Raw genomic sequence first — 23,197 nt, forward strand, 5'->3', positions numbered from 1 at the left:
GTGCGCTAACGAATCCCTGATAAAAGGAACGGGCAAATGAGCAAGGTGTTGGTTATTGGCGCAGGCGGCGTTGGTTCGGTGGCTGTCCACAAGATGGCAATGAACCCCGAAATTTTCAGCCATATCAGCCTTGCGAGCCGCACCAAATCGAAGTGCGATGCGATTGCGGATTCGGTAAAGGCCCGCACCGGTGTTGACATCGATACCTATGGATTGGATGCGGATGACATCGCGGCAACCACCACGCTGCTGAACAGCATCAAGCCTGCCTTGGTTGTAAACCTTGCCCTGCCGTATCAAGACCTCAATATCATGGAGGCCTGCCTTGCGGCTGGCGTGCATTATATGGACACCGCCAATTATGAACCTTTGGATGTCGCCAAGTTCGAATATCATTGGCAGTGGGCATATCAGGACCGTTTCAAGGATGCTGGCTTGACCGCGCTGCTTGGTTCCGGTTTCGACCCCGGGGTCACCAGCGTCTTCACCACCTATCTGAAAAAGCATCATTTCGACCGGATCGACACGCTCGACATTTTGGATTGCAATGGCGGTGATCACGGGCAGGCCTTTGCCACCAATTTCAATCCGGAAATCAACATCCGCGAAGTTACGGCCGTGGCGCGGCATTGGGAAAATGGTGATTGGGTCGAAACACCGCCCATGTCGGTAAAGCAGAGCTTTGATTTTGAGGCGGTTGGCCCCAAAAACATGTACCTCATGTATCATGAGGAAATCGAAAGCCTGAAAACCCATTTGCCCGAGATCAAGCGCATACGGTTCTGGATGACCTTTGGCGATGCTTACATAACGCACCTCAATGTGCTTCAGGCCGTCGGCATGACGCGAATTGATCCCGTGATGTATGAAGGCAGGGAAATCATTCCGTTGCAGTTCCTGAAGGCTGTTTTACCGGAACCGGCGAGCCTTGGCCCGACGACCAAGGGCAAGACCAATATCGGCTGCATCGCGACCGGACTTGGCAAGGATGGCAAAGAAAAGACGCTCTACATCTACAATATCTGCGACCATGAAGACGCCTATGCCGAAACCGGCAACCAAGCCGTCAGCTATACGACAGGAGTTCCTGCGATGATCGGCGCAGCGATGTTGGTGACGGGCAAGTGGTCGGGCGCTGGCGTCTGGAACATGGAGCAGTTCGATCCCGATCCGTTCATGGACATGCTGAACGCACATGGCCTGCCTTGGCAGGTGAAGGAACTCGACGGACCTTTGGGTTTTTGATTTCTGGTTCTCGCAGAGGTGCAGAGATCACGCAGAGACCGCAAAGGGGTATGAATGCGAATTGATGAAATCAGCGCTATCGTTGTGGATGAATGCATTTCTATCCATAGAGAGCTTGGGCCAGGCTTGTTCGAAAGCGTTTACGAGACGATTTTAGCTGGCGGGTTGGAAGCAAGGGGGCTGAAAGTAGCTCGGCAAGTGCCCGTACCGCTCATTTTTGATAATCATGCATTCGAAGCAGCATTTAAAATAGACATTCTGGTCGATGATCGACTCATTCTCGAAATCAAGTCTGTGGAAAGACTGGACAAGGCCCATGCCCGTCAATTGCTTACCTATTTGAGGATATTTAAGCAGCCCGTCGGGTTGCTTCTGAATTTTTCCGAAGCAACCATGAAGGACGGCATCCGTCGTATGGTGAACGACTATAAACCAGAATAGGCTCTCTGCGGTCCCTGCGCGAACTCAACGTCTCTGCGAGAACCAAAAACAGGATGATAATATGGAAACCAAAGCTGGCGATCCCGGGGCCTTTGCCCGATTTGATTTAAACCGCGTCCCCTCGCCCGCCTTTGTCGTGGACGAAATGGCGATCCGGCGAAATCTTGCCATTCTGGCCGATGTGAAGGCAAGATCGGGCGCCAAGATTCTGGCTGCCATGAAGGCTTTTTCCATGTGGGAACTAGCGCCTGTTATCGGCGAATATCTCGACGGTGTCTGCACCAGCGGATTGTGGGAAGCCCGCTTGGCGAGCGAGAAATATCGCGGCGAAATTGCGACCTATTGCGCGGGCTATAAAGAAGCCGACATGGCGGAGATTGTTGGCATCTCGGACCATGTGATCTTCAACAGCCCGACCCAACACCGCCGCTTTGCCTCTTTCCTGAACGACAGCACCGATGTCGGTCTACGTATCAACCCCGAACATGCCGAGGGCGAGGTCGCCAAATATGATCCCTGCTCTCCGGGCTCACGCCTCGGTTTTCCAGTCAGCCAGTTGAGGGCGGAACATCTCGAAGGTGTTTCTGGCCTGCATTTCCATACGCTATGCGAACAGGATTTTGCTCCGCTCAAACGGACATGGGACGCCCTGAAACCCAAAATCGCACCCTATTTCAGCCAGATCAAATGGCTCAATTTTGGCGGCGGCCATCACATTACTCGTGCGGATTATCAGCGCGAAGAGTTGATCTCCTTTCTGCAATCGGTTCGGGCCGAGACCGGTCTCGACGTTTATCTGGAACCTGGTGAAGCCATTGCCCTAGATGCAGGGATATTGGTCGGCGAACTGCTCGACATGTTTGAAAATGGCATCGGCGTCGGGATTACGGACATCAGCGCCACATGCCACATGCCCGATGTCATTGAGGCGCCCTATCGGCCCGCCATGCTTGGCGAACGGGATGATGGCCCTGCCATCCGCCTTGGCGGCCCATCCTGTTTGGCGGGCGATATTATCGGCGATTACCGATTGCCCGTATCTGCCGAACCCGGTGCCCGCTTCGCCTTCCTCGATCAGGCCCATTATTCTATGGTCAAGACAAACACCTTCAATGGTGTACCTTTGCCCTCCATATGGCTCTGGAACAGCGCGACAGACGAGTTGAAATGCGTCAAGCAATTCGATTGGACCGAGTTCCGGGACCGGCTCAGCTAAAAAACTACACGAATCGCTTTACAACCGTCCCTGTTTTTCATAATGCGCTCATCCGCTGCCCCAGGGGGACTTCCAATAACCGCAAGGCAGCCTTGTTGTTTCTGTTTATTTTTTGGGGGTCCCTTGAGTTGTACGAGAACATCGACGCACTTGCTGTAGTCCGGAGCACAAGCCCGGACGAACCAATCACGCTCCTTCGCCCGCACGCCGCAACGCGCGCTGCCCGTTTCTTCGTTGAGAAGTTTCAGGGTAAGTCGCTCTATGCGGTTAAGGCCAATCCCTCACCTGCCCTGCTTGAGCTTCTTTGGGATGCCGGCATTACCCATTATGATGTTGCATCGCTTGGCGAAGTCCGGTTGGTGAACAAGTTTTTGCCGGATGCGAAATTGTGCTTCATGCACCCGGTAAAATCCGAACGTGCCATCGCGCAGGCTTATCACAACCACGGCGTTCGTACATTCAGCCTCGACAGTCATGAAGAACTGCAAAAGATTGTGCGCGCCACCAAGGGCGCAACCGATCTTGAACTGTGCGTCCGCATTCGGGTTTCGTCCGAACATGCGAAACTGAGTCTTGCGTCCAAATTCGGGGCCGATCCGTCGGAGGTGGCGGACCTGCTCGTCGCTACGCGACAAGTCGCCGACGCCTTGGGAATATGCTTTCATGTTGGCAGTCAGGCAATGTCCCCTGCGGCCTTTGCCGAAGCGATGGGGCATGTTCGTGCGGCCATTGTAAAAGCGTCTGTAACGGTCGATATAGTGGATGTCGGCGGCGGTTTTCCGTCAGTATATCCCGGTATGGAGCCCCCTGATCTGGAAAGCTATTTCGACGTTATCCACACAATGTTCGAAGATTTGCCAATCAGCTATTCAGCAGAGCTTTGGTGCGAACCGGGTCGCGCCCTATGTGCAGAATATGCGTCATTGCTGGTCCGGGTGGAAAAGCGGCGTGGCCGCGAACTGTATATAAATGACGGTGCCTATGGATCATTGTTCGACGCCGCCCATGTTGGCTGGCGCTTCCCTGTGACATTGTTGCGCTCGAACACGGCGATTGGCACACAAATGGCCGAATTCAGCTTCTACGGCCCTACCTGTGACGATATGGACTATATGGCGGGGCCATTTATCTTGCCGGACGATATCAAGGCCGGTGATTATATCGAAGTCGGGATGCTTGGCGCCTATGGTTGCGCGATGCGGACCGAGTTTAACGGCTTTGGTGAGACTGAAACGATTATTGTCGAGGATGCGCCCATGGCAACACTTTATGGCGACGTTCGCGATAATGACGCTGTCCATCGGCCGATGCGGACATCTACATCCCACCAATAAGTTGCAATTGACAATTTAATTTTAGTGAAGCACCCTCCCTGTCATAATAGACAGAGAGGGTCTTTACATGGATACGTCAATATTGGCACCAGCAGCCGTGCTGGTCGCTTGGTCGCTCGTGATGCTTCTATGGATGGCAGCCACACGTTTTCCTGCCATATTCAAATCCGGGATGGATCTTAAAGCCGCACCTCCGGGCGGTCGCGGACAGGATTTAGAGGCTGTGTTACCCGCCAATGTGAATTGGAAATCCCATAATTACACGCATTTGATGGAGCAACCGACGATATTTTATGCGGCGGTTCTGATTATCGCGGTGGCCGGTGCATCAACGCCTTCAATGGTCAATTTGGCGTGGGGCTATACGATTTTACGGATTATTCATTCGCTTTACCAATCACTGTTCAATGTGGTGATGGTGCGTTTTTCGATATTCGTTCTTGCAACCATCTGTCTGGTGGTGCTTGCCGTGCATGCCGTCATAGCAACAATTTAGGGGGATTTTATAATGCATAGCGATATTCTTCAGCCCGTGGCGGTACTGGCCGCATGGACCATGATTATGTGGGTTTGGATGTACATCACCCGAATTCCCGCCATGCAAAAGGTGAAGGAACTGGATCTGAACAAATGGACGGGTGGCAAGGGAAGCGATCTGGATCAGCTATTGCCTTCTCATATCCAATGGATAGCCCATAATTACAACCATTTGCATGAAGCACCTACGGTATTTTATGCCGTTGCCCTGTTGCTTGCGATTTCCGGTTGGGGCGATGGTCTGAACGCGACCATTGCCTGGGCCTATGTGGGCTTACGCATCGCACATAGTCTGGTTCAGGCATTGTGGAATCGTATCATTGTCCGCTTCACGCTTTTTGCTTTATCGTCTTTGGCACTCATGGCGCTGACAATACATGCTATGATGGCCGTTTTTACTAACGGGTAAATTGCCCGACAAGCTCGATATGGGTTGACCAGCGGAACTGACCAATCGGCCAGATCCGCTGCAGCCTGTATCCGGCAGCGACCAATGTTTTGGCATCACGGGCAAAACTGGCTGGGTTGCAGCTGACATAAGCAACATCGCCCACATCGGATGCGGCCAGTTGTGCAACCTGTTCTTTTGCGCCCGCCCGCGGGGGATCGAGTATGACGGCCTGAAACTTGTTCAGTTCCCCGGCGCTGAGTGGCCGTCTGAATAAATCTCGATGTTCGGCAAAAATGGAACGCCCTGCTCGACCCGCAGCGGCCTTAAGCCCCGTTATTGCTTCTCGATCCGCTTCACCTGCATAAACTTTGACGCCAGTACCAAAAGAAAGAGCAAACGTACCTAATCCGGCGAACAAATCGGCAATCAGGCTTTTGCCACTGGTAATTTCATGGACTGCCGCGATCAACGCCGCCTCTCCATCACAGGTTGCCTGCAAAAATCCATAAGGCGTGTAAGCAACGGCCACCCCGCCCAATGATATAGTAACAGGCTCAGGTTCCCAGAATGGAACGGGGCCATAGCCCTCATCCAGCGAAAGGCGGGCTAGGTGATAGGTTTTTGCAAATTCGGACAGCGCTTCATGTGTGTCCAGATCATTGGCAATCCAGTTTTCAATCAGCACATCAACGCCCTGATCCACCACGGCCAGTTTTATCTGCACCTGCCGTGCACGATTGAGGCGCGGCGCAATCAGTGCACGCAATGGATTTAGAAGCGCGAACAATTGAGGCGCCATGACGTCACATTGTTGCAGATCTATAATGCGGTGACTTTTTTCTGTACTAAACCCTAAGTGCAATTGCTTGCCAGCCCAGGCCGACCGCACCGCGACGCGGCGCCGCGATGTCGGGGGCGAAAGATGAACCGGCATCACCTCGCCTATGTCCACCTGTTGCGTGGCCAATGCGTGCGTCACACGCCCCGCGATAAAGGTCCGCAGACTGTCTTCATCAAGATGCTGTAACTGGCACCCGCCGCACAAGGGGAAATGCCGACATGGCGGGGTTGCGTGATGCGGTCCGTGAATCAAGCCTCCCAATGGATCAAGCAGGTCGCCGGGCGCGGCATGGGCAACATAGCGGCCATCTGCGGTAACGCCGTCGCCTCGTGCAGCGACCCTGATAACTTCATTTGAAACGGTCATAGCGCCCCATGCCCGTGATGCCGATGGCAATCAACCTGCGTCTTTACCGCTTTCTGACTGATTTCCTTTTATCTGGGCGGGTAATCTGTATTTATCGTCGCCCGAGCTTACTTCGATCAGACCCTTGTCCAACACGATAATCCGTGTTTCGTCAAACCCGTCGGCTGGCACCAGCCCCCTGCCATCGGTCAATATATTAAAGCGTCGAAATCCGCCATCCGGATGACGAATAACCAGAATCTGACCGTCACCACCTGCACTCTGCTCGGTTGAACATATGCGTTCAAAACGAGAGGAACCTGACAATGCACACTCCACCTTGCCATTGCGGGCGGCATCTTGTGCGGTTTTCCGTTCGGCATCGCTCTGGTCCCCGCCACCACAAGCAGACAGGGTCAAAATAATCAAATATGAAACGGCTAGCCTAGATATCCGCATATATATGAGTCTCGGCCTTTCCGCCGGGATGCGTAACCGCGCCTTGATAGGCTGGGCCGACATTCTGGGCATAACGCCAAAGTGCGCCTGATGCATAATCCGTTGAACGCGGAACCCAGCGCTTGCGCCGCTCTTCCAATATTTCGGTGGCGACATTAAGATCAATGACGCCCTTGTCGGCGTCGATCATGATTTCATCGCCATCTTCAATCAGTGCGATTGGTCCGCAATCTGCTGCTTCAGGTCCAACATGCCCGATACAGAACCCCCGTGTCGCACCTGAAAAGCGTCCATCTGTTATCAACGCCACTTTTTCGCCCATGCCCTGACCATAGAGCGCGGCAGTGGTCGACAACATTTCGCGCATTCCGGGGCCACCCTTTGGCCCTTCATAGCGTATAACGATGACCGAACCTTCGCGAATTTGACGCGCTTCCACCGCGGCGAAACAGTCCTCTTCGCAATCGAACACTTGGGCAGGGCCTGTAAATGTCAGGCGCTCCATTCCGGCGACTTTTACAATCGCTCCATTGGGTGCAAGTGTTCCGCGAAGACCGACGACGCCGCCCGTTGGCGTGATTGGCGCATTGGCGGGGTAAATCACTTTTTGATCAGGATTCCAGGTAATCTCTTCGATATTTTCCCCCAGTGTCTTGCCGGTGACAGTCATGCAGTCGCCATGCAAAAGCCCCTCGCTCAATAGGGATTTCATCAGCATATACACTCCGCCTGCATCATACATGTCGCGGGCTACAAATTGCCCACCGGGCTGCAAATCGGCCATATAGGGGGTTGTTTTGAAAATATCGGCGACATCGAACAAATCAAAAGCAATGCCGGCTTCATGGGCCATAGCAGGTAAATGCAACGCACCATTGGTGGAGCCGCCCGTAGCAGCAACAATTCGTGCTGCATTTACAAAAGCTTCGCGCGTACAGATGTCACGCGGCCTGATGTTTTTGGCAAGCAAATCCATAACCTGCACGCCCGCTGCATGGGCGATCTGGTCCCGCGTGGAATAGGGCGCTGGCGCCATGTTGCTGTTTGGTAGTGACAGGCCAATCGCCTCGCCAACACACGCCATTGTATTTGCAGTATATTGACCACCACATGCCCCATGCCCTGGACAGGCGACACGTTCCAACTCTTCAACTTCAGCTAATGGGCATGCACCAGCGGCATATTTACCAACAATTTCAAACACATCTTTAACCGTCACATCCTTGTCCCGGTACCGGCCCGGCAAGATCGAACCGCCATATACAAAGATTGACGGTACGTTCAGACGTAACATGGCCATCATTATACCCGGCAGCGATTTGTCGCATCCGGCAAAACCCACCAACGCATCATAGCAATGGCCGCGAACCGACAATTCCACCGAATCCGCGATGACTTCACGGCTAATCAGGGATGATTTCATGCCCTGATGACCCATGGCGATGCCGTCAGTAACGGTAATCGTGTTAAATCGGCGAGGCATCCCCCCGCCCTGCTCCACGCCTTTTCGGGCGATATCCGCCTGTGCGTCAAGTGTCGTATTGCATGGGGCGCTGTCGTTTCCAGCCGAAACTACGCCCACAAAAGGACGGGCAATCTCTTCAGCAGTCAGGCCCATTGCGTAATAATAGCTGCGATGAGGTGCGCGCTCTGGCCCCACCGAAACGTGACGGCTGGGCAATTTCGATTTGTCAAATTGATGCGGCATTTTTAACTCCTGATACAGGCGCGCCTCTATGGCTTTTGCAACCCCAAGCCAAGCTTTTCTGAAACATAATGGCACATTTCGGTCAATATCCGTGCGAATCTTACCTGTCCTGCACTATGTTCAACCTCATTCTGGCGCAATTCAATGCCGATATAGGGAATAGAATTGGCCTCGGCATGGCGGTTCATCGTCGCGTTCAGCGCCTTACCTGAATAAGGCAATTGATCGCCCACCTTTATTCCCGCTTCATCCAAAAAGCGGATCGCGAGTTTCGACGGAATTTCGAAGTCATTATATAATATCCCGACTTCCCATGGGCGCTGCTCGTCCGGTCGGCTGCTTAACCGCGGGGTGAAGCTGTGGATGGAAAGGATGAGTGCTGGCCGCTGATCCTGCAAAATCGAAGACAGCCGATCATGGTAGGGCGTATAATATCTACCAATCCTTGCGGCCCGCGCCTCTCCATCCAGGCAGTTCCCCGGAATGAAAAGCCCGTCACTTTGACCGGGTATGACATCGCTTTCGTCGGGATATCGATTCAAATCGGTTACAAGACGAGAGACATTTCCCAATATCGCAGCGCAGCGATAATCATTTACTATATGCTCCGCGACATCAGCAACGCCAATGTCCCATGCAATATGGCGGAGCATTTGGTCGGGGGCGATCCCAAGATCAATGTCCGGTGGAATTCTGTTGGATGCGTGGTCGCCGACGATCAGCAGGCCATTTGGCACAGGTACGCCCAATATGCGGTAAGGTGCGTCCGTCATCGCAGTTGACCTGCCATTGTCCACCATCCCGGGTGCATAGCCGAAATTTCAGTACGAACCTGTTCCAGCATTCCGGCATCTTCATAAAGTGCAAAACAGGTCGCTCCTGAACCAGACATGCGTGATACAAGAGGGCGTGTGCTTTTCAAAAATAGGAGAATTTCGGCAATTTCTGGACATAATCTTATCGCCGGAATCTCCAGATCATTTCTACCGCCCAACAGGATGTCGCGGGCCGAGCCTTGCGGCATTGGCCCGCGATCAAGACCATCCCATGCTCGAAAAACCGGCGCTGTCGACAGCGGCTTATTGGGATTAACGAGCAAACAAGACAAGCCGCTGACATCATTTTCAACCTGTTCCAGCATCGTTCCGATACCACGCCCCGTGACGGGAACGCTACCTATACAGGCCGGGACATCTGCCCCCAGCAATGCTGCAATTTCAAGCAGCCTTTCAGTCGGTAAAGGCGCGCTGCTACAAGTGTTGAGTAAACGGAGTGCCGCAGCAGCGTCGGCGGATCCACCCCCCAATCCCGCTGCAATCGGCAGGCTTTTTTCCAAGCAAAATGCAACAGCTGGTGCGACACCGCCCGCATATAAATTTGCCGCACGAAATATCAGGTTATCACTGACGGATTCATCCGCGAGCCCATCCGCAAATTTGCCGGATAGGGTCAAAGAAAATCGATCGGAATTCGCACATGTCAGGTGATCGCCCTGGTCCAGAAAGGCAAAGACAGTCTCGAGTTGGTGATAACCATCCGCACGCCGCGCGCGAACGTGGAGGGCAAGATTGATTTTGGCATAGGCCGTCTCCAAGGCCGGGGCGATCAAGGCTTCGGCCCGGATAATCCGGTATCGATTTTCTGTAACAGCCGCTCCGCAGTTGTGCCGTCGGAGCTATAGCGGGCGACACGCCAGGCATAACGGGCATCACGTCGGCGTCCTAATGCCCAATATGTGTCGCCAAGATGCTCGTTTATCGCAACGTCCGACCCCGCCGCTTTCGCAGCCTTTTCAAGCAACGGCAAAGCGCTTGCAACATCCCCTTTGAGATAATAGGCCCAGCCGAGGGAATCGGCTATGGCACTGGAATCAGGGCTTATTTCATAGGCGCGCTTGACCAAAGCCAATGCTTTGGTGATATCCCCATCACGTTCGAGCAAAGAATATCCCAATAGGTTCAACCCTTCGGCGTTGTTGGGATCTGTGACGAGCAGGCGTTCAAGCTCCGCCTTTGCCGCGGGCCATTCATTGGCTTGTTCGAGTGCGGACGCAAGCAACAAGCGATAATTGGCCTGCTGCCGTGGTGCCAGTTTTCCAAAATCCTGTGCATTGGTAATTGCGCGATATATTCCAACAACCTCGGCTAAATTGCCGACCGCCTGCTGGGCTCGCGCCTCCAGCAATTGATTTGAAACAGACGTCGCATCCCGCGCAACGGCCTCTTTGGCGACGACCAGTGCCTGTTCGGGATTATCATCTTTTATTAAATAAGCGATCCTGCTTTCAAGTGCCGCGGGATAATAAGGCGAATCCAGCGGCACCGTCTCCAGCACAGCCAGAGCTTCACCCTGAAGTTTGTTGGCAAGTAAGCTATTTGCCAAAGCCAACAGCACATCCGGGCGCGATGGCGCAATCCAGTTCGCGATCCGGGCAAGGACAAGGCCTTCCTGCGGCTGGCTCTGCTCGGTCAACGCGGTGGAGATTCGGGCGTAAAATGTCGCTAAGCCGTTATCAGCGGTCATTTTTGCCGGTGTAATCTTTTTAGCCGCCGCCGAGCCTGCCGCAGCGCGCATCAACGCCGTAGCAAAGGCAGCGTCGCTATTTTCAAAAGCGAAAGCTTCGGCGCCGGATATCATGACATTGCGGACATAATCTCCTTTTTGTGAGGAGATTGAACGCAATCCCGTCTTTGCCGCATCTAATTGACCGGCTGCCAAATCAAAATAAATCCGCTGATCAGTCGAATAATAGGCAAGCACACCATTTTTTACCGGATCAACTTCAGCAAATCCGGCAGGTTGGCCCTGTTTGATCCTCAACCAGCTTTTGAGAACCGGCGACATGAACGCAAGATTGCCCCTGCCAGAAAGTTCATCGGCGGCGAGGTCGGCTAACTGAAAATTACGCTGACGCCATGCTTCGGCAAACAATATTAATGCGGTTTCTGCATTACCTTTTTTGTTCTGCGACTGGCCACGCGCCGCACGCACAGCTGCGGGCATATCTCCTGACCGGACTGCAGCGACAAATAGCCTGTCCGCGAGTATTTCGCTCTCAGGTATTGTGGCCTGCAATTTGAGATATCCCTCAACTGCGATACTGTCCAGCTCGCCGATTTCCGCAACACGGGCAGAAACATAGCGTTCGGCGAGATTTTCTGTTTTTGCTTCACCAATTGCCGGCATGGCTAAAAGTAAAGCGAAGCCACATGAAATCTTACATATTTGGATAATTTGGCCCACCGCCACCCTCCGGAGATACCCAATTGATATTCTGGTTCGGGTCTTTGATGTCGCACGTTTTGCAATGTACGCAATTCTGGGAATTGATTTGATAGCGCGGTTCCTTGCCATCTTCTTCAATCCACTCATAAACACCAGCAGGGCAATAACGGGTCGATGGACCTGCGAATTCCATGAATTCACTTGTTTTTTGCAAGTCCAAATTTTTCACTTGTAAATGTACTGGCTGGTCTTCGGCATGGTTCGTATTTGACAAGAACACGGAAGATAACCGATCAAAACTGAAAACGCCATCAGGCTTTGGATATTGGATAGGCGTTGAATCTACTTTTTTCTTGAGCGCCTTATGATCTGCATGGTGCTTCATCGTAAACGGCATCTTTATACCGAAATTTTCGAGCCACATGTTAATACCGGCGAACATCGTGCCCCAGAAATTCCCGAATTTCTCAACCAAGGGAAGGACATTGCGAACAATAGCCAGTTCTTTATAAATCCAGCTATTTTCATAACCGCTTTGATAGGCCGAAAGTTCGTCATGTGCACGCCCTGCGGCAAGCGCGTCGACTGCTGCATCTGCTGCCAACATGCCCGACTTCATTGACGTATGCGTGCCTTTAATACGCGGAACATTTAAAAACCCTGCGGTACATCCGATTAACGCGCCACCTGGAAATGCCAGCTTGGGGACGGACTGGAAACCACCATCGCTAATCGCACGCGCACCATAAGATACACGCTTGCCACCCGTCAGTATTTTCCTGATTTCAGGGTGTGTTTTCCAACGCTGCAATTCTTCAAACGGCGACAAATATGGGTTGGCGTAATTCAGCCAGACAACAAAACCTAAAGCGACCTGATTATTCGCCTGATGATATAAAAATGCCCCGCCATTGGCATCGCTCAATGGCCAGCCTTGGCTGTGGATCACGCGTCCGGCATGATGCTGCTCGGGCGGAATATCCCATAATTCCTTGATACCGATGCCATAAACTTGCGGTTCACACTCCGCATCAAGTGCAAATTTAGGTTTCAGCAATTTGGTCAAATGACCGCGCACGCCTTCTGCAAAAAATGTGTATTTTGCATGGAGCTCCAAACCTTGGGTATAGTCCGACTTGTGACTGCCATCACGGGCGATGCCCATGTCGCCAGTCGCGACACCCTTTACCGAGCCATCGTCATTATATAAAATTTCCGCAGCGGAAAATCCGGGAAAAATTTCAACGCCGAGATTTTCTGCCTGCCCGGCCAGCCATCTACACAAATTTCCCAGCGATCCTGTATAGGTACCCTTATTGTGCATGAACCCCGGGGTTAGAATATGCGGCACATTGAACTTGCCTGTTTTGGTCAATACCCAATGTTGATTGTCATTGACCGGCACTTCGGCAAGCGGGCATCCTTGTTCGCGCCAATCAGGAATCAGTTCATCCAGCGCCTTTGGATCGATAACCGCACCCGAAAGAATGTGCGCGCCTACTTCCGATCCTTTTTCAAGGATGCACACGCTGGTGTCGGGCGATTTCTGTTTGATGCGGATCGCCGCAGAAAGACCTGCTGGCCCCGCGCCAACGATTACAACGTCATAAGGCATCGATTCCCGTTCACTCATCGCCTTTTTCCTTTACCCCATCTTCTATTCGGGCCATCCTGAATATCGAACAACCTACGGAATATTGCCATGCCAAGCAATTGACCCCGCCGTCAACCGGTGACTGAAGGGAAATATGGAGCAGCAGAGACAAATCACCGCATCGCACATGGTCGAAGCTCTTACCAGTTGGTGGAATCTTGCGGGCCTTGATGCTGTGGTGTCCGATCAGACGGTGAATTGGCTGGCCATTGATGCACTGGAAAAATCTGTTGAAAAGCAGGATTTTAGTAAAATCGAAACGGCAGCCCCTGCCATTTCGATAGCGACCAAATCTCTGATTGCATGGCCCGGTGATATTGATCGGCTTAAAGACATGATTGCCAATGGCGCCGATTTGCCGGGGAATAAATTCGGCACAGCGTCACTACCAGCCGTTGGACCTGCAAAATCCGATATAGTGATCGTATCCGATTTGCCCGACGCCGATGATCTGGCGAGCGGCGCTCTGGACGGTGGTGCATCAGGTGCCTTGCTCAACAAAATGCTGGCTGCCATCGAGATTGATTTGTCCGCCTGCTATTGGACCGCACTTGCAACGACCCGCCCGTCAACCGGCGAAATTCCCGACGAATCTCTTCCCCAATTGACAGAGTTTATCAGGCATCAGATTGCATTGGTTAAACCCAATGCTATCATTTTGCTCGGCTCGTCGGCATGCAATGCTCTGCTCGGCGAAGAACTTCTGAAATCACGCAGGATTTTAGGGAAAATTAACCATGACGGGATCAGCATGCCTGTCATGACGACATTCCATCCGCGGACATTAATCGCACGGCCATCCTTGAAAGCTCAAGCTTGGCGCGATTTGCAGATGTTTGCAAAAAGGTCGGAATTGTGAAAAAAACTACGCTGCTATTTTTTGCAACTGCACTGGCCCCTTTGTCGACGGTACATGCAAATACCAGCGAAGGATTCCGGGCCATTGTGTCGGCACAGCCCGCACCTACCGTGTTGAATGCCAATGATAAAGCAGCCTTTGCCGACATTTATAGCGCTATTCGCGGTGAAAAATGGGTTGAGGCCGAAAAACTGATCGCGATAGCACCGCCAGGGCCAATGGCCGCCATGGCCACCGCCGAACTCTATCTTGCCCCCAATAGCCCCCTTGTCGATGCTGCGAAATTGCAAGCGCTGTTACAAAGCGCACCCTATTTGCCGCAGGCTGAACAATTGGCGAGAATGGCACGTAAAAGAGGCGTTGAATCACTTCCAGAACGCCCTGGCATCCGCCGATTTTCGTGGCTTGGCGGCGCGCCCAAGCGGGATTTGCCAAATAATGTTGCAAGCGATGCATTGCGAAACGAATTGCAGCTTTTCATTAAAAATGATGATCCGGCATCCGCAGAATTGTTGTTGGAAAGCAAGTCGGCCGAACTGTCTCCCGATGCGCTCACCGAATTGCGATATCGCGTTTCCTGGTCCTACTATATTGAAAATGATGACCTCTCGGCAAAGCGCTTGGCGGGTATTGCCCGCGTAGGCGGCGGGGAATGGGGAACGCAGGCAGCGTGGGCCTATGGCCTTGCATCATGGCGTTTAAAGGATTTTGACAGCGCCTTCGACGCATTTGATACGGTTGCGCGGCTGGCGACAAATGACGATTTGAAAGCTGCTGGGCTGTTTTGGAGCGCGCGTGCGGCGATGGCGGCAAAGCAGCCACAACAAATACAGGCCCGGATGCAACGGGCCGCACAATTGCCCGAAACTTTTTACGGTCTTCTGGCGAGTGAATCATTGGGCATGGAACCGATCGCCCGCAAAGCGGCGAAAATATCCAAGCTTGATTGGAACGCCCTAAAATCCCAGGAAAACGCATTTTTGGCGGTTGCGTTGACCGAAATTGGGCAGACGAAACTGGCCGATGAGGCTTTACGTTATCAGGCAAAAATCGGTGATGCGCGTCAGCATTCTAATTTGGCGCAACTCGCCGGATCCCTCAACCTTGCTTCGACCCAATTTTGGTTGGGACATTATGGGCCATCGCGGGATCAAAGCAGTGCCATGTCCAGATATCCCATGCCGAATTGGGAACCAAGCGGTGGGTGGCGCGTTTCGCCGTCGCTTGTTTATGCACATACCTTGCAAGAATCGTCGTTTCGCACCGATGTAGTCAGTGCGGCGGGAGCCCGCGGCCTGATGCAAGTGCGCCCGGGCACCGCGCAAGATATTGCGCGCGCCCGCGGAAACAGCGTCACGCCATCCGAACTGAGCCTGCCATCTGTCAATCTTGAATATGGGCAGTCTTATCTTGAAAGATTACGGGATATGCCAGCGACCGGTGGGCTTTTGCCCAAAGTTATCGCGGCCTATAATGCCGGACCGACGCCATTGGCCCGATGGAATTTGGAAATACGCGACAATGGCGATCCATTACTTTTTGTTGAATCGATTCCATATTGGGAAACGCGCGGTTACGTTACCATCGTTTTGCGGAATTACTGGATTTATGAAATGCGTGAAAACAAGGCATCAGGTAGTCTAACGGGGCTTGCACAACTTCTCTGGCCCAATTTTCCCGATGGTGAAGGAAATGTCGTCGCCCGCCGCATATCAGGAGGTTCCATTGCCGCTCGATGAAAGCAGCCCGTTCAAGCCCGTGAACATCGCATTATTGACGGTGTCCGATACCCGCACGACCGATGATGATAGCAGCGGGAATATTCTGGCGGACCGGATCGCCGCAGCAGGTCATAAAATTGTCGAACGTGCGATTTTACGCGACGATGTCGCGATGATCACCGCACGTCTGCACAATTGGATCGATGACGAGCGCATTGACGTGGTGATATCCACAGGCGGAACGGGACTGACCGGCCGTGATGTCACGCCGGAAGCTTTGGATCGTGTAAAGTCGAAAGATATTCCCGGTTTTGGCGAGTTATTTCGGTGGCTCAGCTTTGCCAATATAGGCACTTCCACGATCCAGTCGCGTGCCTGCGCTGTATTGGCACGGGGGACCTATATATTTGCTCTTCCCGGTTCAAATGGCGCGGTGAAAGATGGCTGGGACCAAATTCTGGTGCATCAACTCGACAGTCGACATCGGCCCTGTAACTTTGTGGAATTGATGCCAAGACTACGCGAGGTCTAGTTTGTTCTTTATTTGTTCCTGAACTTGTGCAATAAAGGTCATGTGCAAAAGGCAAACCATCCTGACTCGAAAAAAGGGCGCGGCGCTCCTTCAAACCGGACTTCTCTGAGGTTTAATCTACCTGATCGAGAATGGGATGGCGACTGGATGGACGGATGCCAGGTACATGATGGTGGTGCGCCGCAATTGCGTACAACAGTGACCGAGGAACATCCCAAATCCATTTTAAGTTTCAATACATCCCCCGACCTTCCTTTTGACAGATCCGTCAATGCCTATCGAGGGTGTGAACATGGTTGCATCTATTGTTACGCCCGCCCTAGCCACGCCTTTCATGATCTTTCCCCAGGTCTGGATTTTGAAAGTCGGCTATTTGCCAAACCCGATGCTGCAAAGCTTTTACGCAAAACACTTTCCAAGCCGGGTTATCGTCCGGCACCGATTGCGATAGGCACCAACACCGACCCGTATCAACCCATTGAACGAACTTACCGCATTACCCGCCAAATACTGGAAGTGATGGCCGAAACACGCCATCCGATCGTCATTACGACAAAGTCGGCAAAAGTGACGGATGACATTGCCTTATTGGCTGATCTGGCGAAGGATCAACTGACAGGAGTTGCGCTTTCGGTTACCACACTTGATGCAAAGCTTGCGCGGATATTGGAACCAAGGGCATCGACACCGATGAAACGGCTGGATGCGGTGCGCGATTTGGCCGATGCCGGAATTTATGTACATGTAAATATCGCGCCGATCATACCTGCGATAACTGACCATGAAATTGAATCGATCGTGGCCGCCGCTGCCGTTCATGGTGCGCGCAGCATATCGTGGATCCCCATCCGCCTTCCCCATGAAGTCGCACCATTGTTTCGTAATTGGCTGGATATGCATTTTCCGGACCGGGCGGACAAGGTGATGCGCATCATTCATGATCTACGAGGTGGTAAAGACAATGACCCGGCCTTTTTCAGCCGGATGCTCGGTGTCGGCGCTTGGGCCGATTTGATAAGGTCACGGATACGGATCGCCAAAGCCAAACATGCACTCGACAATTCCAAATGGAACATACGAAGCGACTTGTTTGTACCACCCAATTGCGATGGGCAACTCAGCCTGTTTTAGACTTAGCCAAAGCTGCTTTCGTCGCCATCCAATGGTTTAAAACGGATCAGCCTGCTCGTCTGGATCGCCGCTTGCCTGTTTACGACTGCTTTTCGATATTCGGCATCGGTGACCATATCCATGAATGCGGCGCTGTTGGGGTAACGGGCGATGAACGACATATCCCATTGCTTGTCATCCGGACCTATAACCATCGCTTCCATCTGGCCGCGCCAGATGATCGTACCGCCAACACGCTGGAAAATCGGACCGCTCGTTTTGCCATATTCACGATAGGCTTGTTCCCCGCTCCAACCCTGAGATGCATGTGGATGGTCGGCTGGATAGCGCGCTACGGCATTGAAACGTAGCAGGTTCAGCATATTGATCGGCACGTCGCGCGGCAAGGATTTGAATAGGTCAAATGCTTCACGCGTAGGGTCAATATAGGCGTCGGTCATAACTTAACCCTCCAAAACCAAGTCTTTGAATTGTTGACGCAAGGCTACTTTTTGAATTTTACCGGTTCCAGTGTGCGGCAATTCATCGACAAATAAAACGCGGTCAGGCATCCACCATTTAACGATACGTTCCGCAAGATAGGCTTTCACTGCGGCTTCGTCTATGTCTGCCCCCGGCTTTTTCACCGCAATCAGTACGGGCCGTTCGTCCCATTTGGGATGGGGTATACCAATCGCACCCGCCTCCGCTATGCCGGGACAACCTACGGCGATGTTTTCAAGCTCGACGGAACTAATCCATTCCCCGCCCGATTTGATCACATCCTTCACCCTGTCGGTAATCTGCATTGTCCCATCCGGGTGCAATACCGACACATCCCCTGTGTCAAACCACTGTTCGGCATCGACTGTGTCGGCGTCGGCCTTGAAATAGCGTTTGATTACCCAAGGGCCGCGAATTTGGAGGGCACCCGATGTCACACCGTCACGCGGGGCCACATTGCCATCCTTGTCAATGACCCGCAATTCGACACCAAAAGGAACCCTGCCCTGTTTGCAAACAACATCTATTTGTTCATCAAGTGTCAACTCATCCCAATTAGGTGTCGGCGCGCCCATTGTGCCGATGGGTGAAGTTTCCGTCATTCCCCAGGCATGGCTGACCCTAACACCTGATTTCATTAATCGTTCGATCATGCCACGCGGCGCCGCAGATCCGCCGATGGTCACCAAACGCAGTTTGCCAAGCGACGCATCTCGCCCCGCAGCGGATTCCGCATCAAGATGCCCAAACATGGAAAGCCACACGGTGGGAACGCCTGCGCTATGGGTAATGCCTTCATCCAGTATCAGCCGGTGCAAAATCGGCGCTTCATTAGTTGCCGAAAAAACAAATTTAACGCCTGCTGCAGCTCCTGCAAAAGGCAGACCCCAACTGGCGGCATGAAACATCGGCACGATCGGAAGCAACGCTGCTTGTGGGCTGAGATCGAATATTGCCGGTGCAATTTCGGCCATCGCATGCAACATTGTTGATCGATGTTGGTACAAAACACCTTTTGGGTTGCCTGTTGTGCCGCTGGTGTAACACAGCATGCATGGGTCGCGTTCGTCGCCTGTAGCCCATTCATAATGACCGTCTTGGGCAGCTATTAAGGCGCCATAGCTTTCGGCATCATCAAATATGATGTAATGCTCAACCGTTTTTAAATGCGGCTTTAATCGTTCGATTACGGGTTGAAACGCAGCATCATACATCAATACTTTGTCTTCGGCATGATTCATGATGTAGATCAGGTCTTCGTCGAACAGCCGAATATTGACAGTGTGAATTACGCCGCCAAAGCCGATCGCACCATACCATGCCGCAAGATGACGGTGGTGGTTCATCGCAAAGGTTGCGATGCGGTCGCCTTTTTCAAGGCCAAATCCGTTAAAGGCTTGCGACAATTTGCGAGCCTCGTCGGCAACGCCGGCCCAGTTTGAGCGTTCAATGCTGCCATCGGCCCAGCGCGTCACAATTTCACGGGTGCCATGCTCACGCGCCGCATAGTCGATCAATTGCGTGACCCGAAGGTCCCAATCCTGCATGCTGCCCTGCATTGTTCTCTCCTGTTTTTTATATCTTTAATGTACCAATGCCAAAACAGGCCCCAAGGGCGCAAGCTCTACATTATCGACACCTTCTATCGATTTCACTTTATCCAGCAATGACGCGTCCAATTGGTAGCGGCGGCCCAGCATGATATGTGTCCATCGGCCATCTGCTGTGCGCGTTTTGACCACCAGTTCGCTTTTACCACCATGCAAGGGTTCCACCAGTTGCGCCAGTTGCGACATCCCCGTTTCGCTAATAATATCAAGTTGCATCTTCAGACGCGCATTGCTTGTCAGGCTGGCAAGTGGTTTTGCGTTCTTAACCGTAAAGCTGGGAACTTCATCACCCGGCCGCATATCCATTTCACACGAAAGCAATAGACAAGCCGCTTCTTTCGCCCATTCGGACAATTGCACGCCGACGGCTTCATCGAAACAGCGTACCGAAAACTGGCCGCTTTGATCGGAAAAGTCGGCAACCATGAAACGCTTGCCTTTGCGTGATTCTCGCCAGCGAACGCCTTCGATCAAGGCTGACATTGTTGCGGCGCGGCGCACGCCTTCTGGGATTGGACCGCTTTCAAGCCAAATACTATATGATTTCGCACCGTGACTGGCAGCGATGGCATCGAATTGGGAACAGGGGTGGGCCGAAAAATAAAAGCCAAACGCCTCTTTTTCCCGGTTCATCTGTTCGCCCAAAGTCCAGTGCAAATTCTGGTCGATCCGCAATTTTGCGATATCGGATCCACCTTCACCAAATAGCCCGCCTTGGCCACTTTCACGCGAATCGCGTGCAGATTGTGCTGCTGCCAACAAGGTTTCGGCGGCGGCATGGACCGCTGCCCGATTGGAATCTAGTGAATCAAACGCACCCGATGCCGCAAGATTTTCAAGGCTGCGTCGGTTCAATTGTGCAGGATCAGCCCGGTTGGCAAAGTCATCAAGGCTGGCAAAAGGGCCAGCGGTATCACGTTCAGCCACCAACACTTCCATCGCACGTTCGCCTACATTTTTTACGCCGCCCAGGGCATAACGAACAGCAAGCCCCCCTTCACCATCACTTTCGACAATATATTCGGCTTCGCTGCGATTGACGTCGGGCGGCAAGCAGACAATGCCCAGTCGACGCATATCATCAATGAAAATACCAAGCTTGTCAGTCTGGTGCATATCAAAGCACATGGATGCGGCAAAAAACTCCTCGGGATGGTGCGTTTTTAACCAGGCAGTCTGGTAAGCAAGTACAGCATAGGCCGCCGCATGGCTCTTGTTAAAACCATAGCCGGCAAATTTGTCGATCAAATCAAACAATTCATTGGCACGGTTGGGTGGAATGTCGTGCGTCGCACACCCTGTCACGAAACGTCCGCGCTGCGCGTCCATTTCCGACTGGACCTTTTTACCCATGGCACGGCGTAAAAGATCGGCCTCGCCCAAGCTGTAGCCCGCCAATATTTGCGCGGCCTGCATAACCTGTTCCTGATAAACAAAAATTCCGTAGGTTTCGTTTAAAACTGGTTCCAGCAAATGATGCGGATATTCAATTGTCTCTTCGCCATTTTTTCGGCGACCGAACATCGGAATATTATCCATGGGTCCCGGTCGATACAACGACACGAGCGCGATGATGTCACCAAAATTGGTCGGCTTAACCGCGGCCAATGTCCTTCGCATTCCTTCGGATTCCAGCTGGAACACGCCGACCGTATCACCCCGTTGAAGCAATTCATACACAGCCGGATCATCATGCGGCAACAGGTCAAGATTGATTTCGACACCGCGTTTGGCAAGCATCTGGCTTGCTTTCTGCAAGACCGATAATGTTTTCAGCCCGAGAAAATCGAATTTTACCAGACCAGCGCTTTCGACATATTTCATGTCAAATTGCGTAACCGGCATGTCCGAACGTGGATCGCGATATAAGGGCGCCAGTTCGGACAATTCCCGATCGCCAATGACCACACCTGCCGCATGGGTTGAACTGTGACGTGGCAAGCCTTCCAACTTCATTGCCAGATCAAATAGCCGCCTGACTTGGTCATCGCGCCGATATTCTTCGCGTAGTTCGGCCACACCACCAAGCGCACGCTTCAAATCCCACGGATCCGTGGGGTGATTGGGAACCTGCTTGCACAGACGATCAACCTGACCATAGCTCATTTGCAGAACGCGGCCGGTGTCGCGCAGCACTGCCCGGGCCTTTAACTTTCCGAAAGTGATAATCTGGGCAACCTGCCGTGAGCCATATTTTTTCTGCACATAACGGATAACTTCCCCCCGCCTCGTTTCGCAGAAATCGATATCGAAGTCGGGCATCGACACACGATCCGGGTTCAAAAACCGTTCAAACAGCAGGCCAAGTTTGATGGGGTCCAGATCGGTAATCGTGAGCGCCCACGCCACCAGCGATCCAGCGCCGGATCCACGGCCCGGTCCGACTGCAATATCCTGCTCCTTTGCCCATTTGATGAAATCCGCAACGATCAGGAAATATCCGGGGAAGCCCATTGTGCAGATGACATCGGCTTCAAATTGCAGCCGATCAAAATAGAGCTGTCGCTCGGCCAAGTCGGTAATACCAGCGGTCTCAAGACGCTTTTCAAGTCCAGCGCGCGCATCATCACGTAATTGCCTGTCTTCTGCGGCCCGGTCACCGGCAAGACTGGGCAGGATTGGGTTACGATAAGGTGCACCGATTGCACAGCGTCTCGCAACAACCAAGCTATTGGCCAGCGCCTCAGGCACATCGGCAAATAGTTCCGCCATCTGCTTACCGGTTTTGATCCAGGTTTCGCGACTGCTTTTGCGGCGGTCCTGATTTTCGACATATTCACCATCGGCAATACACAGCATGGCATCATGCGCGTCGAAAAATTCCGGCTCGGCAAAAAATGCGGGGTTTGTAGCGACCAGAGGTACGTTATGCGCGTAGGCCAAATCGATCAGCGCACTTTCTGCTGCATCTTCCACCGGGTCGCGGCGTCGGCTCAATTCTACATAGAGTCGGTCAGGAAACAAAGTCTTCAACCGGTGCAGATAATCCAGTGCCGTATTTGCCTGCCCCGCCGCAAGCAAGCGCGCCAGCGCCCCTTCGCCGCCGCCGGTCAGTGCAATGACGCCATCGGTCAGGCCCGTTAGCTGTTCAAAAGTAACATGTGCATCAAATTCCTCGGGCCGGTCGAGATGCGCCATGGATACAAGGCGGCACAAATTATGATAACCAGCTTCATCCTGTGCATAGAGTGGCAACCAGTCGCGAACAAATTGCCCGTCACCCGAAGGCCGTCGCACCGCCAGCAAGGTCCCGATAACCGGCTGTATACCCTTTGCTTTCGCGCCATCCTGAAAAGGCATGACACCATAAAGCCCGTTACGGTCGCAAATGGCAATGGCTGGAAAGCCCAGTTTCCTAGCGGTTTCACCAATGGCTTTCGGCTCTATTGCCCCTTCCAGCATGGTATATGCCGAAAAAACACGCAATGGTATGAACGGGACAAAGGCCATTGGCACAGCTTAGGC

20 protein-coding genes are annotated in these 23,197 nt (G+C 52.7%); 10 read left to right on the plus strand and 10 right to left on the minus strand.

Features of this window, described 5'->3' with window-relative positions:
* The first annotated feature begins 36 nt into the window (after positions 1 to 36).
* The 6 genes from EUU23_RS04575 (at position 37) to EUU23_RS04600 (ending at position 5,182) form a co-directional block, all read left to right on the plus strand.
* Entirely contained in the window at positions 37 to 1,245 is a 1,209-nt protein-coding gene (locus EUU23_RS04575; RefSeq protein WP_160352903.1) for a saccharopine dehydrogenase family protein, read from the plus strand.
* 54 nt (positions 1,246 to 1,299) lie between these two features.
* Entirely contained in the window at positions 1,300 to 1,686 is a 387-nt protein-coding gene (locus EUU23_RS04580) for a GxxExxY protein (protein WP_160352904.1), read from the plus strand.
* Between the two features lie 61 nt (positions 1,687 to 1,747).
* A complete protein-coding gene (locus EUU23_RS04585; protein ID WP_160352905.1) occupies positions 1,748 to 2,902 on the plus strand; it encodes a carboxynorspermidine decarboxylase in 1,155 nt (384 codons plus the stop codon).
* Positions 2,903 to 3,030: 128 nt separating this feature from the next.
* Positions 3,031 to 4,236: a type III PLP-dependent enzyme gene (locus EUU23_RS04590; protein ID WP_160352906.1), complete on the plus strand. Its 1,206-nt coding sequence runs from the start codon at positions 3,031 to 3,033 to the stop codon at positions 4,234 to 4,236.
* 67 nt (positions 4,237 to 4,303) lie between these two features.
* Positions 4,304 to 4,732 carry an MAPEG family protein gene (locus EUU23_RS04595; RefSeq protein ID WP_160352907.1) on the plus strand — a complete coding sequence of 143 codons (429 nt, stop codon included), beginning with the start codon at positions 4,304 to 4,306 and terminating at the stop codon, positions 4,730 to 4,732.
* Between the two features lie 12 nt (positions 4,733 to 4,744).
* A complete protein-coding gene (locus EUU23_RS04600; RefSeq protein ID WP_160352908.1) occupies positions 4,745 to 5,182 on the plus strand; it encodes an MAPEG family protein in 438 nt (145 codons plus the stop codon).
* Here the strand turns inward: EUU23_RS04600 and EUU23_RS04605 are convergent.
* The 7 genes from EUU23_RS04605 to EUU23_RS04635 are packed head-to-tail and all read right to left on the minus strand — an operon-like array spanning position 5,172 to position 13,375.
* Entirely contained in the window at positions 5,172 to 6,371 is a 1,200-nt protein-coding gene (locus EUU23_RS04605) for a class I SAM-dependent RNA methyltransferase (RefSeq protein WP_160352909.1), read from the minus strand. The two genes, EUU23_RS04600 and EUU23_RS04605, sit on opposite strands and share 11 nt — an antisense overlap.
* A gap of 30 nt (positions 6,372 to 6,401) precedes the next feature.
* Positions 6,402 to 6,779, minus strand: coding sequence for a hypothetical protein (locus EUU23_RS04610; protein ID WP_160352910.1), 378 nt, complete (start codon positions 6,777 to 6,779; stop codon positions 6,402 to 6,404).
* 16 nt (positions 6,780 to 6,795) lie between these two features.
* On the minus strand, positions 6,796 to 8,517 hold the full coding sequence (ilvD, locus tag EUU23_RS04615) for a dihydroxy-acid dehydratase (protein WP_160352911.1): 1,722 nt from the start codon (positions 8,515 to 8,517) through the stop codon (positions 6,796 to 6,798).
* Positions 8,518 to 8,543: 26 nt separating this feature from the next.
* Positions 8,544 to 9,290 carry an N-formylglutamate amidohydrolase gene (locus EUU23_RS04620; protein WP_160352912.1) on the minus strand — a complete coding sequence of 249 codons (747 nt, stop codon included), beginning with the start codon at positions 9,288 to 9,290 and terminating at the stop codon, positions 8,544 to 8,546.
* Positions 9,287 to 10,126, minus strand: a complete 840-nt coding sequence (locus tag EUU23_RS04625) for a 4-(cytidine 5'-diphospho)-2-C-methyl-D-erythritol kinase (RefSeq protein WP_246156095.1) — start codon at positions 10,124 to 10,126, stop codon at positions 9,287 to 9,289. The genes EUU23_RS04620 and EUU23_RS04625 overlap by 4 nt, the downstream gene beginning before the upstream one ends.
* On the minus strand, positions 10,123 to 11,703 hold the full coding sequence (locus EUU23_RS04630; RefSeq protein ID WP_160352913.1) for a tetratricopeptide repeat protein: 1,581 nt from the start codon (positions 11,701 to 11,703) through the stop codon (positions 10,123 to 10,125). Before EUU23_RS04630 ends, EUU23_RS04625 begins: the two co-directional genes overlap by 4 nt.
* 31 nt (positions 11,704 to 11,734) lie before the next feature.
* Positions 11,735 to 13,375, minus strand: a complete 1,641-nt coding sequence (locus tag EUU23_RS04635) for an electron transfer flavoprotein-ubiquinone oxidoreductase (protein ID WP_160352914.1) — start codon at positions 13,373 to 13,375, stop codon at positions 11,735 to 11,737.
* 115 nt (positions 13,376 to 13,490) lie between these two features.
* Here EUU23_RS04635 and EUU23_RS04640 point away from each other — a divergent pair, with 115 nt between their 5' ends.
* From EUU23_RS04640 to EUU23_RS04655, 4 genes are read left to right on the plus strand one after another with little or no spacing between them, the layout of a single operon-like run.
* Complete coding sequence (locus tag EUU23_RS04640) at positions 13,491 to 14,255, plus strand: uracil-DNA glycosylase (protein WP_160352915.1); 765 nt, start codon at positions 13,491 to 13,493, stop codon at positions 14,253 to 14,255.
* Entirely contained in the window at positions 14,252 to 15,994 is a 1,743-nt protein-coding gene (locus EUU23_RS14340) for a transglycosylase SLT domain-containing protein (RefSeq protein ID WP_160352916.1), read from the plus strand. The genes EUU23_RS04640 and EUU23_RS14340 overlap by 4 nt, the downstream gene beginning before the upstream one ends.
* Positions 15,981 to 16,508 carry a molybdenum cofactor biosynthesis protein B gene (gene moaB / locus EUU23_RS04650; RefSeq protein WP_160353538.1) on the plus strand — a complete coding sequence of 176 codons (528 nt, stop codon included), beginning with the start codon at positions 15,981 to 15,983 and terminating at the stop codon, positions 16,506 to 16,508. Before EUU23_RS14340 ends, moaB begins: the two co-directional genes overlap by 14 nt.
* A 42-nt stretch (positions 16,509 to 16,550) precedes the next feature.
* Positions 16,551 to 17,639: a PA0069 family radical SAM protein gene (locus EUU23_RS04655; protein ID WP_160352917.1), complete on the plus strand. Its 1,089-nt coding sequence runs from the start codon at positions 16,551 to 16,553 to the stop codon at positions 17,637 to 17,639.
* A 2-nt stretch (positions 17,640 to 17,641) separates the two neighbouring features.
* Here EUU23_RS04655 and EUU23_RS04660 read toward each other — a convergent pair whose 3' ends face one another.
* Genes EUU23_RS04660 through dnaE form a run of 3 tightly spaced genes read right to left on the minus strand, consistent with a single transcriptional unit; the run spans position 17,642 to position 23,182 of the window.
* A complete protein-coding gene (locus tag EUU23_RS04660) occupies positions 17,642 to 18,079 on the minus strand; it encodes a DUF1330 domain-containing protein (protein ID WP_160352918.1) in 438 nt (145 codons plus the stop codon).
* Between the two features lie 3 nt (positions 18,080 to 18,082).
* On the minus strand, positions 18,083 to 19,681 hold the full coding sequence (locus tag EUU23_RS04665; protein WP_160352919.1) for a long-chain fatty acid--CoA ligase: 1,599 nt from the start codon (positions 19,679 to 19,681) through the stop codon (positions 18,083 to 18,085).
* A 24-nt stretch (positions 19,682 to 19,705) separates the two neighbouring features.
* Positions 19,706 to 23,182, minus strand: a complete 3,477-nt coding sequence (dnaE, locus tag EUU23_RS04670; protein ID WP_160352920.1) for a DNA polymerase III subunit alpha — start codon at positions 23,180 to 23,182, stop codon at positions 19,706 to 19,708.
* Positions 23,183 to 23,197: the final 15 nt, after the last annotated feature.

The organism is Sphingorhabdus profundilacus, assembly GCF_009769755.1.
GTDB lineage: Bacteria > Pseudomonadota > Alphaproteobacteria > Sphingomonadales > Sphingomonadaceae > Sphingorhabdus_B > Sphingorhabdus_B profundilacus.

Coding starts and splice junctions, on each gene's coding strand:
- EUU23_RS04575 (WP_160352903.1), top strand. CDS start 37: ATGAGCAAGGTGTTGGTTATTGGCGCAGGCGGCGTTGGTTCGGTGGCT.
- EUU23_RS04580 (WP_160352904.1), top strand. CDS start 1,300: ATGCGAATTGATGAAATCAGCGCTATCGTTGTGGATGAATGCATTTCT.
- EUU23_RS04585 (WP_160352905.1), top strand. CDS start 1,748: ATGGAAACCAAAGCTGGCGATCCCGGGGCCTTTGCCCGATTTGATTTA.
- EUU23_RS04595 (WP_160352907.1), top strand. CDS start 4,304: ATGGATACGTCAATATTGGCACCAGCAGCCGTGCTGGTCGCTTGGTCG.
- EUU23_RS04600 (WP_160352908.1), top strand. CDS start 4,745: ATGCATAGCGATATTCTTCAGCCCGTGGCGGTACTGGCCGCATGGACC.
- EUU23_RS04605 (WP_160352909.1), bottom strand. CDS start 6,371: ATGACCGTTTCAAATGAAGTTATCAGGGTCGCTGCACGAGGCGACGGC.
- ilvD (WP_160352911.1), bottom strand. CDS start 8,517: ATGCCGCATCAATTTGACAAATCGAAATTGCCCAGCCGTCACGTTTCG.
- EUU23_RS04620 (WP_160352912.1), bottom strand. CDS start 9,290: ATGACGGACGCACCTTACCGCATATTGGGCGTACCTGTGCCAAATGGC.
- EUU23_RS04630 (WP_160352913.1), bottom strand. CDS start 11,703: ATGCCGGCAATTGGTGAAGCAAAAACAGAAAATCTCGCCGAACGCTAT.
- EUU23_RS04635 (WP_160352914.1), bottom strand. CDS start 13,375: ATGAGTGAACGGGAATCGATGCCTTATGACGTTGTAATCGTTGGCGCG.
- EUU23_RS04640 (WP_160352915.1), top strand. CDS start 13,491: ATGGAGCAGCAGAGACAAATCACCGCATCGCACATGGTCGAAGCTCTT.
- EUU23_RS04660 (WP_160352918.1), bottom strand. CDS start 18,079: ATGACCGACGCCTATATTGACCCTACGCGTGAAGCATTTGACCTATTC.
- EUU23_RS04665 (WP_160352919.1), bottom strand. CDS start 19,681: ATGCAGGGCAGCATGCAGGATTGGGACCTTCGGGTCACGCAATTGATC.
- dnaE (WP_160352920.1), bottom strand. CDS start 23,182: ATGGCCTTTGTCCCGTTCATACCATTGCGTGTTTTTTCGGCATATACC.